Here is a 14267-nt window from a genome sequence, read left to right as displayed (position 1 = left end):
GTTGAATTTAGTTTATGAGTGAATTTTGGTGATTAATGATGAAATATTCAGTCCTTTGGCAGGAATAATCCCATCAGTAAATGAATGTTGGTGTTGGCAACTCAAAATGAAAGGCGTTATGTTATAACTTCAAAATAATGGGTGGCTATGTATTAGTGGCAACTCAAAATGAAAGGCGTTATGTTATAACTTCAAAATAATGGGTGGCTATGTATTAGTGGCCACGACTTCAAACTATTTAGCGTATTTCTCCACATAAAACGAAGCAATACATTTTTACATTTCTGAGTTAAACCCCTGCCCCAGCTTTACCTTTAATATGTCTGTATTAACATCAATTCACCCTAATCACAGCGCTACATTCCTTAGCGTTTAACAGCATCGAGATACCTTTATGTGGATAAAACTATAAACTAAAGCCCGTTATGTAAAGTTGTTAAAGTTAAGTAAATTTTATTTTTGTTGGTTTTTTTATTGGTATTTTAAATATCCAAGCAACAATAATGACGACTTGATTTACCCTATTTTCGTTGTTGATAGCATCCAATAGACATAAAAAGGTTTCTATGAAAAAGATAATATTTGGTTTTTTTATGTTCAGTTCATTGCTAGCTGCTACTGCTCATGCAGCAGATCAATTAACGGCCACTATTATTGGTTCTGGTTCGCCTATCTATAATGAAAACCGTGCGAGCGCGAGTACGTTAATCTCTGCCGGAAACACTCATATATTGGTTGATATGGGTAATGGCACTCAAGCTAATTTGTCTAAACTCGGCGTTGATATTCGTCATTTATCTAGCCTACTTATTACCCATCATCATCTTGATCATAATGAAGAATTTGTACCCATGTTAATTCGTCTGTTACTAGGGCGAAATAACTTCACCATTGTTGGTCCACCCAATACGAAGAAACTCACGGAAACAAATTTGGATTTGTATGAAGCTGATATTACATATCGACTAGGCAAAACTAAGAGAAACCTTGCCGATCGTATCAAGGCTTTTGATGTTACAGATATACAAGGCGGAGAATCCTTTAAGGTCGGTGATATACAGGTCACCACGCTTCAAGTTCCACACACCATTCATACTGTTGCTTACCGCTTCGATTACAATGGCCAATCGATTGCCATTACTGGAGATCTGACTTATTCAGAAGCACTGCCCACCTTCGCGAGCAATGCAGATTATATGATTATCGATTCTGGCGGAATGGTAATGATAGGTGGACGGAATAAAAACAAAAAATCTAATGATCAAAGCATAAATAAAGGTTCGAACAACAAAAATAAAAAGAGCGGTAATAAAAAAAATCGTGCTCACCTTAATTTAAACGACTCCAGTACACTTGCCCAAAAAGCTAATGTCAAAAATCTGGTCTACACCCATTTTACTGCGGGGGAAGTTGATGCTGAAGCGAGCTTAAAAGAAATTCATAAAAATTATAGTGGTAATGTCATTTTCAGTGAAGATCTTATGGCCGTTAATACTGCAGTGAAGGAAAGCATAGTCAAAACATCACAAAAGATAGCAAGTTACCCAATCGTCGATACCGGACAAAGAAAATCCTACAGCAACAATGCAGTAATACCATTACCAGACAATGCCAATGATTTTTATGGTCAAGATGCCAGTTATAGCACTAACCCTCCTTCTTACACCGACAATAACAATGGCACTATCACCGATAATGTCACTGGTTTAATCTGGCAAAAACAGATGGGGGATAAACTGAGTTATGATGAAGCACTTTTAAAAATAAACACTCTAAAATTAGCAGGTTATGGTGACTGGCGAATTCCCACCATTAAAGAGCTCTATTCTCTCATTCAATTTACAGGCAGCGTTAAAGGAGAAAAAGCGCTCACCCCTTTCATCGACACCAGTTTCTTCAATCAACCTCTTGGTAATACTAAAGCTGGAGAACGAGAGATTGATGCCCAAACATGGTCGAGTACCGAGTATGTCGGCAAAACAATGAAAAGTGATGATACGGTTTTTGGGGTGAATTTTGTTGATGGCCGTATTAAAGGTTACCCAAAGTTTAATCCACGCACTAAAACGCCGAATAAAATGTACTTTAGGTTTGTGAGGGGAAATAAAGCCTATGGTAAAAACAACTTCATTGACAATAAGGATGGTACCACCACTGATTTGGCGACTGGTTTAACTTGGCAACAGACAGACAGTAACAAAGGTTTGAATTGGCAACAAGCACTGCAATATTCTGAGGATCTAACTTTAGCTGGCCATAGCGATTGGCGTTTACCAGATGCAAAAGAGTTACAAAGCATCGTGGATTATACCCGCTCACCTGAAACCTCTAATTCAGCGGCAATCGACCCGATTTTTTACACATCTTCGATAAAGAATGAATCTGGCGAAAAAGATTATCCTTATTACTGGAGTTCAACAACTCATCTTGATGGGCCAGTGCCAGAATCTGCAGCGGTTTATGTGGCCTTTGGTAAAGCCTTAGGTGAAATGCGTGGCATAACAATGGATGTTCATGGCGCGGGTTCTCAGCGCAGCGACCCTAAAACAGGTGCACCGATGTCTCGTGGGCCACAAGGCGATTTTATTCGAGTTGAGAATTATGTACGCAGTGTACGAGATGGCAATGTCGTTTTAGCGGCCCAAACATATGAGCAGCCTCTGACTGAATATATTAACGAATATGCAAGGGCAAGTAACCTGACGGGTTCAACGACTCAAAAACAAAACAACAAAATCAAAAGCAGTACTCAAAGTAATAAATTTATTAATCGATTTGATAAAGATGGCGATGCAAAAGTATCGGCTTCAGAGTTTAAAGCTGGCACAAAGCGCTTTAATCATTTTGATAAAAATAAAGATGGTTACATCACGGCAGATGAGGCACCTACTGGACCGCCTAAAAACACCAAGTAAAAGCATTACTGAATCGACTTATTATTGTGTTTTACAGAAAGGCTGTTGTTATCGACTTAACATAATATAGAGAAGTGATTAACCCGACAGGTTGTTTGAATTTGACCAGTACAGTTGATGATGATTTAGAATATTTAGACAAGCTATTCAAATTTAAAGGGAAGATAAAAAAGCCAGTAATACAAAGTAAACTTCGTATTACTGGAGGCTGTAACTAGGCACTAGTTTGTAGGTGAAACTTGTGCTTTGTTATAGCTGAGGTTATCTGAAATATGGAAGCTTTCAGAACTTCGTACAGTGTTATTGTCCTGGAACACGTTAGACAACCACTGAGGCAGTGGCCAGTTTATGCGCAGGAATGGACCCAGTATAAACAAAATGGATTAGGGGACTTATCTGTTCTTTTGACTATTCATTTTAAATTATGACAACTCAAATTACTGCAAATTTAAGCTTCCATGTCCTTGTATATAGTTAACTGAACAAAACATCAAACTCGCAATAGGAATTTCTCAATGTAGATTCATTCAATATCACCAAATCATTATTAACTCTACTGGCAATGCATTGCTTTGATGAGGCCTTCGATAAATTTATAGAAGTAAAACTTGAAGTGTTTCCGAATTGGCACATTGATAATACATGTAATCTTAATCACGGTAAAAACGAACAAACTGATTTTTGAACTTCATAAATTTTTAAGCTGTTCCAGGACAATTTATACGTCCCAGCTTTAATTCTATAGGTCAACGCCTTAGACAAAGTCTCAGATTTCACGTAGCGACGCCCAATAAGCGAGCATTTAATCATTAGAGGTCGTTTGAAAATCATAATACTTTCATTAAAAGGTTAAGCACTATAAATTTTATCGATATTATTCAATACCTTGTGTAATTCACATAAAAATGGGTCATGGTGATAGAGTTTACAAAATTCACTTGAAAACATGTTTCTATAGAACGAGTGTATGTTTAGGTGTAGTGAATCAATAAATGGAACTAGAGTTAAAAGCTTACAATCTGGTTTATAAGACGACAACTAGAAAGCAAACTTGGCTTTAATTTGAATACACCCATAAGCTATTATTTCATCAGGCTCTTATATCATCAAGGACAAGCTATACTGGCACTCACTGCGCTCGCAACCTTGTCAATATAAGGCCTGAAGAAGATTGGCTTAGTATGAAGTGAATGGATCACCCTGTGAAGTTCATAATCCGTACAGTTCAAATAACAGACATACTAATTGACGCGACATACTGGTTTCAGTTCAAACGGCAGTTATCCTATATAGCACATAGTTATTGATACATGGGCAAAGGAAAATCTCATACTGCCGTGAAAACACAATTTAACTGTATAAGTCACATTACTTAATAGAGAAGGATAATAAAGAACAAATTCTCATATAGACCTGAAATCTCAAGTTAAAGGTTCCTGATCATGTACGAACTTTCGAATCCTTAAAGGCATAGACCATTTAACATAATATACATTGTGCGTAGTTGTGTGTGGGTATTTTTATATGCTTTTAAAGCTACATTAGACAACTAACATAGCTTTTAAATATGACCTTATTTTAAATTCTGAGCCATATTACCTTGATTATATCTTCAGATTTCACATAGCGTTGCCTGTTAAATATGCATATTTGATGACATTAATTAGCTAAATGATTAAATGGTTTATTTTGTGCACTTTGATCACGTTCTGTCTGGCTAGTATGTAAATATTGTGACGTGGTATCAATACTTTCATGGCCTGCATCAGCTTGAACATGTGATAATGGTCTTTGGTTTAAATTGATGTCATGAGTTATACCGGTATGACGAATATTGTGTGCGGTTAGTTTCCTCATGAGTTGACTGTCATAATCAAAACCATCTTCAAACGCTTTATCTGCTGCGAGATTTATTAAGGTATTAATTTCTTCACGAATTTGTCTTATCCCTAGGTTAGCATTTAGCATTCCAGAATCTCGACCATGACCAGCGGCTTTATGTCTAACAAAAATCGGATGCGTTTCATTGGCACTTGGTAATGCTGACAGGCCTAGATATTCTCTATAGGATTTAAGACCTGTTAGTAGTGATTTCGAAATAGCAATATTTCTTGCTTTGCCACTTTTAGAAAATGGTACATAAAAATACCAAATACCAGTATGCGGATTCTTTTTAAATTGACTCATTAATGGCGAGTATCCAGCTCTAGCGCTGATTTCAGAAATTCTAAGATAGCAACTATAGAGTAAATTAATTAAAAACAAGCTACGTTGATGTTTTTCTGGCTGCGATATTGCTAACTCAGAAACTGTAGAAACCACGTATGACCATTGTAGTTCAGTAAAAGCATGATGATTATCATCGTCATCTTTTATGTATTTTTTCTTAACAGCAAAACGACTGTATTTGAGCCATAATTGTGCAGGATTTTTCTCTGTGTATTCTTCACTAATTAAATAGCTATACATAGATGATACTATTGCTATTTTGGTTTTTAGTGCGTTATCACTCAAACTATATGGTTGTGGTTTTCCAAGTATTTTTTTACCTACAAATGGCCGCCATTGTGGATTTGGTATTCTTTCATTTATGCTTTTTTCTAGCTTAAATTGTGGCACATTAAAATAACCAATAAATTCGTTGGGAGGTGTTTCGCAGTATGCAATATACCTGGCGATATCTTTTCTAGTTACCATTATTGGCGATATTACAGCCACATCAAAACACCAATGTAGAAATGTGGTTAATTCACTTCGGTAGGCTTTATAGTTATTTTCACTATGCCGTTGCTCATATAACCAATCAGAGCAATGTTCAATAATTAAACCGGCATCAGTTACATTATCAAGAGAAATTTGAGTGATGTATTGATTAACGACACTATTACCTTCAAGTAAGAAGTCAGCAGAGTCAAAAAGCGGTAATACTGGTGGTAGAGTGTAATCCATATATTTTATATCTAATTAAAACATGTACTTATTCTAGCATTATCATGATGCCGATAACGTTATTTATCGGCATTAAAATCAATATTTTACTACTACAATCCCATTATTTGCTTACGAATCTTTGATTTGTAAAATTCCACGTTTAACTAATAAGTCCTTTATTCTTAGTGTTTCACTCTCAATTGTATGCAGTTTTTGTTTGATATCGTCAATTTTTGATGCGTTTTGCTCAATCCATTTAAACGTTTCCCCAATAACAGCAGCACCTGTCGAAAACGATATCCCTTTCAATGCGTGCGCTCTGGTTCTTATCAAATCAGATTGCCCTTCCTCTACTGCTTCAATCAATTTTTTAGTGTCTTGGGTAACACTATTCCAATACATTAATAAAATTTCGTCAGTTATTGTTTTATCATTGGTACCGATAATTTTAATTAAGTGCTTAAAATCAATACTATCATTAGCCTTATGACGCTCAGTACAATCTACAACCTCCCCTATAGCTTGTGTGTTTTTTTTCCGACTCATATATTTACTTAGGGCAATTTTTAGCATTTTTAATTCAACAGGCTTAGCAATATAATCATTCATCCCTGCCCTAATACAATTTTCAAATTCACCTACAAGCCCATTGGCAGTTACTGCAATAATCGTCGTTGGGCTTAGCCCTTTGCGACTTTCTTCTTTACGGATTTTTTTTGTTAGCGCAAATCCATCCATATTAGGCATATGACAATCAGTAAGTATTAAGTTGAACCTGCCTGTTATCCATAATTTATATGCAGCATTTCCATCTACTGCTATTTCATGTTCATATCCTAGACTTTCCAATTGATTACTTAATACTAATCTATTCGTTGGCTCATCTTCTGCGAGTAAAATCAGATTACGATTTCGCTTTTTATCTACTTTAAGCGCTACCTCTACCCTATGGTTTTCCTCTATTTCTTTGTTTAGATCTAGTGTTGGGCTTTCAAGTTCACATAAAATAGCTAAACCATGGATTAAGTCGCTGGGTTTTAACGGCTCACACTTGACGACATAGGTCAGTGGATCAATGTAGCCATTATTTTTTATCTGATGTGGATTTAAAATTATTGTTTTTAAGCTTGTTGATTCTAAAATATTAGTTTTATCGACTGCAGATGTAATCACTACAACTTGTTCATCTTTTATGGAGCACAAATTCTCTAGCTTATCAATTCCAACTTGGCTGACATGTAAAGGGTTTAATTGGGCTATAATGTCCTGACAACACTTCGAAAGTTCTTTTGATTCATGAATAATATAAAAACGGTATTCACTAAAATCTAAATGTTCAAATTCATATTTCGTATTTTTATTTTTAGTTATAGGGATTGACAGTCTAAAACAACTGCCCTTTCCTAATTGACTTGTTAATTTAATTTCACCACTCATTAATTCACTAAATGATTTACAAATACTTAACCCTAAACCTGTGCCACCAAATTTTCTTGTAGTCGATGTGTCAGCTTGAATAAAAGGTGTAAATAATTTTTTTTGTTGTAACTCTGAGATCCCAATACCGTTATCTATGACATCAACAACCAAAGAAACACTAATCCAATCAAATCTTGTTTTTATAATCACAACACCTTTTCTTTCTAAGCTTGAAAATTTTATCGCATTGCCTACCAAGTTAAGAATTATCTGTCTGAAGCGTACGGCATCAATTTTAACTTTATCTGGGATTTTTAAATCAGGACAAATATATAGCTGTATATTTTTATTATTTGCATTGATACAGAGTGCATCTACAGCTCTTTCTATTAAAGAAAGAATGCTTACTGATGTCAGTTCTAGTTCAATTTGTCCCGATTCAATTTTTGAAAAATCTAAAATGTCATTAATAATATCTAATAACGAAAACGAAGAATCCTTTATGGTTGCCGTCATACGCTTTTGTTCTGTATCTAAGTGAGTTTGTCTGAGTAAATCAATCATACCGATTACACCATTCATTGGTGTTCTGATCTCATGACTCATAGTTGCTAGAAATCTAGATTTGGCTTCGTTAGCATGTTTTGCCGCTTGGGTTTCTTTTTCTAACTCGATTTGAATTAATTTTTCATGGGTAATATCAATATTGATGCCAAACATCATTGTGGGTTTATTATTTTCATTACAAGATACATTCGCCGCGCACCGAACCCAAACTAACTCATTGGTTTCAAGGTTAAAAACTCTAAACTCAATTTTAAAAGAGCAGATGTTATGAATAGCAGCTAAGATATGATGTTTAATTTCTTCAACGTCTTCTGGGTGAACAGCATTAAGCCAATCTTGGTAAACAAGCTGTTGGTCTAAATTGATCCCATATAGCAGTCGCGTACCTTCATCCCACTTTAATTTATTCGTAACTAAATCTAACGACCAATTATTTACACCTCCTGCCTCTGATGCGATAGTGAGTCCGGCTAATAGCTCTTCTCTTTCTTTACTTATATTTATTAGCGCTGTTTCTATATTTTTTCTATCTGATATATCTTCAATTACAGCGATCATATAAATAGGTTGGTTTGTGACATTATCACACACTAATGATACTGATATGTTAGCCCAAAACTCACTTTTATCTTTCCTAACATACTGTTTATCTAGGTTAAAAAAATAAATTTCTTTACGAAGCAGTTGCCTAATTAGCATCTCTGATTTTTCTATATCAGTATCAACAGTCAAGTCTTTTATTGATAACTTACAAAACTCTTTCTCGCTGTAACCAAAAATTTTGCATAGCATTGGGTTAACTTCAACAATGTATGAATCAACATTTACTCTTGCGATACCAATTGCAGCTTGATTAAAAGCTGATTTGTAAATCATTTCTTTATTAAATAGTTTTACATACAAATCTATTTCGCGTTGTAATTGTTCTTGTTCCGCGGTGATATCTCTTATTAGTGCGAGGTACAATGTTTCATTTTCATGTGGTAGTTTACTAATTGAAATTTCTATAGGGATATATAATCCAACTTTATTTAAAAAATATAACTTTTCAGGTTTACTCACTAATTTTTTAATCCGCTCAATCATAGTGTCAGTTGATTTTTGATGAGTAGGTTCCGTAAAAAACAAAAATAGTGATAAATGGCTTGTTATTATGTCGTCTTTACAACAGACCAAAATCCTTTCCACTCGTTCACTAACATTCAAAATAACACCGTCTTTGTCTATTAGAATATAACCGTCTTTACTTAATTGTGATAAAACATTTTTATTAAAAACATAAAATATTTTCTCTATTAGGTCGTTATTCGGTTTTTCAGGAATGACTTCTTTCCTACAATGGGTAGTTGGAGTTTCGATAATAGCTAGCTCATGCTTATTCAATTTACTTAAATGTAGATAAAGGATTAGCAGCCAACATGTAGCGAAAAAAGTGAGTGTTATCATATGGCCAGCTAAAACAACAATAGCAGCAAGTAACAAAACCCCATATATTATAAAAATGGAACCAACCCTTTTAAGTCCGTTCACATGTTAATTCCCTTTGAAATTTTACCCCGTAATCAAGCCCCTCCTTATTAATAACCGTTATTATTTTATTGGCTGGAAAAGGTTTACAGAAATAGAATCCTTGAGCAATATTGCACCCCAGTTTCTTAATTACATCTACAGTTTCTTTTGATTCAACACCTTCTGCAATCGCTGTCATTTTAAGATCATTGGCAAGTAAAATACTTCGTGTAAACAAAGCTTGAGACTTAGTATTTGTAACAATATTTTCAACAAAGCATCTGTCTATTTTCAGTTCATGAAAAGGTAACATATGTAATTGTTCTAGTGAGGCAAAGCCTGTACCAAAGTCATCGATTGATAGTTTAAATTTCATCATGCGTAATCTCAGTAAAGCTACAATCATCACTGATGGGTTTGAAGGGATTGCAGTTTCAGTTAGCTCGCAAGTAATCGAATTGCAAGATATTTTATTTTTACTGGTTACTTCTTCTAACCAAAAAGGTAAGTCCTCTTCATCAAGCACTTTACCTGAGATGTTAATTGATAAACTCAACGAACGATATTTTACATCCAATTTAGCAAAGTTTTTTATGGCATCTTCAACAACAGCTTTGGTAATACTTAGAATAAATTTATTTTCTTCTGCTGCATGTATAAATTGAGAAGGCGAAATCACTTTATCACCATCAACTATTCTAGCTAATGCTTCAAAGCCACAAATTTGCATGGTGTCAAGATTATATTGTGGTTGTAAGTAAGCGCGAACATTACCTTTATTTAAGTGATACTCTAATTGTTTAGATGTGAGGGTTGCTATGACTTGTGTTTGAGGCATGCTATCAGCATTAGTGGCTTTAACCAAAAACTCACTCAGCATTGTTGCGGTGATGGGTTTACGAACTACACCAAGAATATTAAGATGATAATAAGTGGCTAATACTTTAGCAGAATTAAGTAAAGTTTCACCTTCTCCGCTGAATAATACAATAGCACTGGTATATTGAATTTCTATGAGTCGTTGAAGTAAATATAATCCGTCTTTTACGGGCATATTTAAGTCACAAAATATCAAATCAAAATGTTTTTGTTTGATTAAATTAAATGCTTCTAATCCATCAGCCGCCTCGATAATTTCATAAGTCCCTAGTTGTTCTAGACTTCTTGTGAAAATTCGTCTAACTATTGGCTGGTCATCTACTACTAAAATTGAGTTAATGTGCTTTTTCACTCAGATTTCACCCATCGAATGTCCATTTCTTACTATGAGTATAGACCACTTAAACAAAACAGGTAGATAAACTAATTTCTATATTTTTAGTATTTTACAGGCAGCAAACATACCCGAGTATTCTTTAAATTAATTAACGAATTTTAAATAATCATTATTAATAACTGCATGTTATTAAACATTTATTTTTCTAACCATGCTAACGCCTTTGCTTTTTCTTCAAAAAACTGTACCTCACCACTCATAAACCAAGCTGCAACTTTAGCACTATAATTTTGCCAATTTTTATTACCCCAAATAGCCACTTTTTTAAATTCATTATTATGTTGCAGGCCAAGTTTTAAATCATCCCAGGCTGCTCGAAGTTCCCAGCCATCAAGTTCAGTTCCATCAATAAACACGTTTACTTTCGGGTGTTTTACCTCAGCTAACGCCGCATCGAGTAATGGCGTTATGACTAAATAGTCGTTATGAGTTAAAGTGCCAGTCGCCTTTAATGATAAGTACACATCGTCGTTAACCCGTTCTATACCAATACTCAATCCATGTGTTTTTACAGATGACATAATAAACCCCTTAGTTTATTGTGAGTATAATTAAATTTAGCAGCTTTTACGCATAATTAAAGCTTTTGTTAGCTTTTAATGAGCACCTGATTGATAGAGGTTTATTTTAAGAACTGACTTTAACACTTGTAAAAATCTAGCAGCTGTAACAATAAAATCTGTGATTGTTGTTAAGGGTTATATCATTTTTAAGGCAAGTTAGAAACATAGAAGAACTTCGGGTTACTCATTGAAAAGTATTGTCTTTTTATATAATCAACCCCACTCATTGAGGCTGTGACCGCCTCGTAAGCTATAATTAAGTTATTTGTCTAGCTTAACAATATGGGTTCTTTCTTGTTCACACTCATAAGACCCCATTTCAAACTCACGGCAAATCCACGGTCTATTTTCATAAATAGTACACATTAACGTTTCTCTATCTACTGCAGCGCACCATCCATCATCTAATCGTTTCATGGTTTGGCTACCCCAGCTGTCTTCACTGATGTATTGCTCTGGTACACCGGTGTCAGAAATAATCATCACTTCAAGTTTGCAGCAGCATGCTTGGCAACTTGAACAGGTGATTTCTGGATCAACAATGGTCGTGATATCAATAGTCATAATTTACAGCTTATAAGTAATGGCAAGTTTGAAGTGGCTTTTGAGGTTATGTTTTACGTTTTGGTAAAGCATAGAGTGTTAAACCTAAATATACAGCGGATAATAGCTTAACGAAGTGTTATTCACTATCGCAATTGTCATTTAAAGACTCAATTTAGTGATGTTTTATCATTGACAAGCCAAGCTGATGAAACATCCATCAGCTATTGAATGAATTGACCTCAGCTTCAGTAAGGTAACGCCATTGATTACTGGAAGTATTTAATTTTATCTCACCTATTTGCTCACGATGAAGCTGGGTTACTTTATTGCCCACAGCAAAAAACATACGTTTAACTTGATGGTAGCGACCTTCAGTAATACTTAGTAGTACCTGGCTTTCGTTTACTGTTGTGATTTTAGCTGGCAATGTCGGTTTGGTTTCACCGTCCAGTAAAATCCCCTGCTCTAACTGTTTAATCGCTTGAGTTGATAGCGATTTAGCTAAATGTACCCGGTATAGTTTCGCGCAGCTCATTTCAGGGCGAGTAATATTAAAAGACCATCTGCCATCATCAGTAATGAGCACTAAGCCCGTTGTATCTGCATCAAGCCTGCCAACAATATGTAATTCGTCTTTATTATCGATATCAATATCGTTAAACAATGAAGGATAATGTCCATCGACATTTGAACAAATCTTGTCTGCCGATTTATGCAAAAGTAGATATCGAAATGGCCTTGGAGTTAACGTCTGACTATTTAACTGTATGAGGTTATTCTCATGGACTTGGTGTTTTACATCCTTGATAACCCCATGATTGACACAAACTTGCCCTGCTTCAATTGCGGTTATCACCTGAGTTTTAGTCAGTGCAGTACTTCTTAATACAAATTTATCTAAACGCATAAGGTCCTAATACAATTGCCAATAATCGCTTCAAATAACTCGTTTAATTCCAGCTTTGTTCAATTGCGGTCGATAACGCAGAAGAGTAACTTGATAAAATTGCAGAGTGTCCAGCGGTAAACATGGCAAAAGAAGCATCTATAGGTTCTACAATACCTGTGCTCGTTACATCAACATTTAAAGTTGGAAACAACATCGTTTTAGATTTGATTACGATATCTTGTGCTTCCGTTAGTGAATACTCATCATTAGAGAATGCGGCATTAGACAAAATCGATAGCTCTGAATCTGAAACTTCTTCTATACTTGTGGCATTGTCTAAGGCAAGTACTGAATCTTCACTTGAGTCTGCTAAGTTTGCGATTTTATAATCTTCAGGCTCAGACCATGTGTAGCTATAACCACTATCAAAATCATAAATTCGACTATTTTCAAACTCGATTTTTGCTATCGCACCATCAGCAGGCAAATGAAAAATTACTCGGCTAGCATTGGTACTTTTGGCATAACTATTTTTTAATAACACATCATTAAACGTGTATTCTACTCTTAGTTCAAGGGCACTTTCGTCATTGTAATTGCTGACACAATGAATGCTTATGTTGTCGGTAGCATTACATAAACGTTTAACCGTTGTCTCTGATAAACCTAGTTGTTGAGCATTACTGCTAAAGTTTTTATCTATTTTTGAGTCTTCATCATCGTCTCCGGGATGTAAAATACCGTCGATGAGATCACAACCGCCAAGGTTCAAACACAACACGCTAAAAGCAACGAGCTTAATTTTTGAATCCATTTAACTACTACTCCAATATCTAATATCACCTCATTTTGACACGATAGCATTGTTTTTATAGGTTAAATAGTAAAACCTTAGCTTCATCATGCTTGCTTTCAAAGCTTTAAAATTAAGTCAACATTCATGGTTATTTCAGCTCCAACATCATTAACGTTTAATTCCTATGGTCTAAATATCAACCAGCTCATTAAACACAGCCTATATATGTAGGATTCAATCCTTCATATGGCATTCAGCACAGCGTTAATGATTGATTATGATGTATTTAAACAAATCATCGTAAAAACTTAAAACAGTAGTTATCGGCCTAATTTTAGGTGATTTTAAACATATTTTACGAATTAAAAATTTAGGGTAATAGAATGAAAAAGACATTGGTTGCAGCATTACTTATTTCACTATCTGCAGGTGTTTCTGCAGAGACATTGAAAGAAGCAGCCCATCATAAATTAGACTCAGCAATGGAGCAGTTAATAACATTAGATGAGCAAACTGATATTCTTATCACTGTTGATAAAAATGCTAATTTTGAACGCGTTACCTATCAAGGATTTGTCAAAGACGTTTATAGCGAAATTTATACCACAAGCCACAAAGCTAAACAGCTTGGGCTTGAAAAAGTGAACAAATTCTATGTTTTTAATGAATCTAATATAGATAAGTTAAGTGATAAAATTGCCGTAAAAATTGATCAAGATAAACCAAAGGCATTCTCAGTTGATTTGTACCGAAACTATCGCAATGACTCTGGTAAATTTAGCTATATCGCTCGTATTATTGAATACAAATAGACTTTTTATTTACCGGTGACTTTTTATTAAAATTAAGCAGGCTG

The 14267-nt window shown here is 34.9% G+C and carries 9 protein-coding genes; 2 read left to right on the top strand and 7 right to left on the bottom strand.

Annotated features, from left to right (window positions below; translation table 11 throughout):
* Positions 1 to 566: 566 nt before the first annotated feature.
* Positions 567 to 2915 carry a DUF1566 domain-containing protein gene (locus tag AB4160_RS06145; protein ID WP_372003901.1) on the top strand — a complete coding sequence of 783 codons (2349 nt, stop codon included), beginning with the start codon at positions 567 to 569 and terminating at the stop codon, positions 2913 to 2915.
* Positions 2916 to 4574: 1659 nt separating this feature from the next.
* Here the strand turns inward: AB4160_RS06145 and AB4160_RS06140 are convergent.
* The 7 genes from AB4160_RS06140 to AB4160_RS06110 all read right to left on the bottom strand — a co-directional run bounded on the left by AB4160_RS06140 (position 4575) and on the right by AB4160_RS06110 (position 13429).
* Positions 4575 to 5864, bottom strand: a complete 1290-nt coding sequence (locus tag AB4160_RS06140; protein WP_102476811.1) for a site-specific integrase — start codon at positions 5862 to 5864, stop codon at positions 4575 to 4577.
* A gap of 111 nt (positions 5865 to 5975) precedes the next feature.
* On the bottom strand, positions 5976 to 9362 hold the full coding sequence (locus AB4160_RS06135; RefSeq protein ID WP_372003899.1) for a PAS domain S-box protein: 3387 nt from the start codon (positions 9360 to 9362) through the stop codon (positions 5976 to 5978).
* Positions 9349 to 10572, bottom strand: a complete 1224-nt coding sequence (locus tag AB4160_RS06130) for an EAL domain-containing protein (RefSeq protein ID WP_303446176.1) — start codon at positions 10570 to 10572, stop codon at positions 9349 to 9351. Before AB4160_RS06130 ends, AB4160_RS06135 begins: the two co-directional genes overlap by 14 nt.
* Before the next feature lie 182 nt (positions 10573 to 10754).
* Positions 10755 to 11138 carry an STAS/SEC14 domain-containing protein gene (locus AB4160_RS06125; protein WP_102476814.1) on the bottom strand — a complete coding sequence of 128 codons (384 nt, stop codon included), beginning with the start codon at positions 11136 to 11138 and terminating at the stop codon, positions 10755 to 10757.
* A 303-nt stretch (positions 11139 to 11441) separates the two neighbouring features.
* Positions 11442 to 11744: a YkgJ family cysteine cluster protein gene (locus tag AB4160_RS06120; RefSeq protein WP_102438623.1), complete on the bottom strand. Its 303-nt coding sequence runs from the start codon at positions 11742 to 11744 to the stop codon at positions 11442 to 11444.
* A 199-nt stretch (positions 11745 to 11943) separates the two neighbouring features.
* Positions 11944 to 12633, bottom strand: a complete 690-nt coding sequence (locus AB4160_RS06115; RefSeq protein WP_102438621.1) for a pseudouridine synthase — start codon at positions 12631 to 12633, stop codon at positions 11944 to 11946.
* Positions 12634 to 12676: 43 nt separating this feature from the next.
* Positions 12677 to 13429 carry a hypothetical protein gene (locus tag AB4160_RS06110; protein WP_372003897.1) on the bottom strand — a complete coding sequence of 251 codons (753 nt, stop codon included), beginning with the start codon at positions 13427 to 13429 and terminating at the stop codon, positions 12677 to 12679.
* A gap of 365 nt (positions 13430 to 13794) precedes the next feature.
* Here AB4160_RS06110 and AB4160_RS06105 point away from each other — a divergent pair, with 365 nt between their 5' ends.
* Positions 13795 to 14223, top strand: a complete 429-nt coding sequence (locus tag AB4160_RS06105; RefSeq protein WP_372003895.1) for a hypothetical protein — start codon at positions 13795 to 13797, stop codon at positions 14221 to 14223.
* The last annotated feature ends 44 nt before the right edge of the window (positions 14224 to 14267 follow it).

Source organism: Shewanella sp. 10N.286.51.B8 (genome assembly GCF_041469325.1).
GTDB lineage: Bacteria > Pseudomonadota > Gammaproteobacteria > Enterobacterales > Shewanellaceae > Shewanella.
This window is presented reverse-complemented; position numbering and strand designations above follow the sequence as displayed.

Excerpts from the sequence above, each read along its gene's own strand:
- AB4160_RS06145 (WP_372003901.1), top strand. The coding sequence starts at position 567 with ATGAAAAAGATAATATTTGGTTTTTTTATGTTCAGTTCATTGCTAGCT.
- AB4160_RS06140 (WP_102476811.1), bottom strand. The coding sequence starts at position 5,864 with ATGGATTACACTCTACCACCAGTATTACCGCTTTTTGACTCTGCTGAC.
- AB4160_RS06125 (WP_102476814.1), bottom strand. The coding sequence starts at position 11,138 with ATGTCATCTGTAAAAACACATGGATTGAGTATTGGTATAGAACGGGTT.
- AB4160_RS06120 (WP_102438623.1), bottom strand. The coding sequence starts at position 11,744 with ATGACTATTGATATCACGACCATTGTTGATCCAGAAATCACCTGTTCA.
- AB4160_RS06115 (WP_102438621.1), bottom strand. The coding sequence starts at position 12,633 with ATGCGTTTAGATAAATTTGTATTAAGAAGTACTGCACTGACTAAAACT.
- AB4160_RS06110 (WP_372003897.1), bottom strand. The coding sequence starts at position 13,429 with ATGGATTCAAAAATTAAGCTCGTTGCTTTTAGCGTGTTGTGTTTGAAC.
- AB4160_RS06105 (WP_372003895.1), top strand. The coding sequence starts at position 13,795 with ATGAAAAAGACATTGGTTGCAGCATTACTTATTTCACTATCTGCAGGT.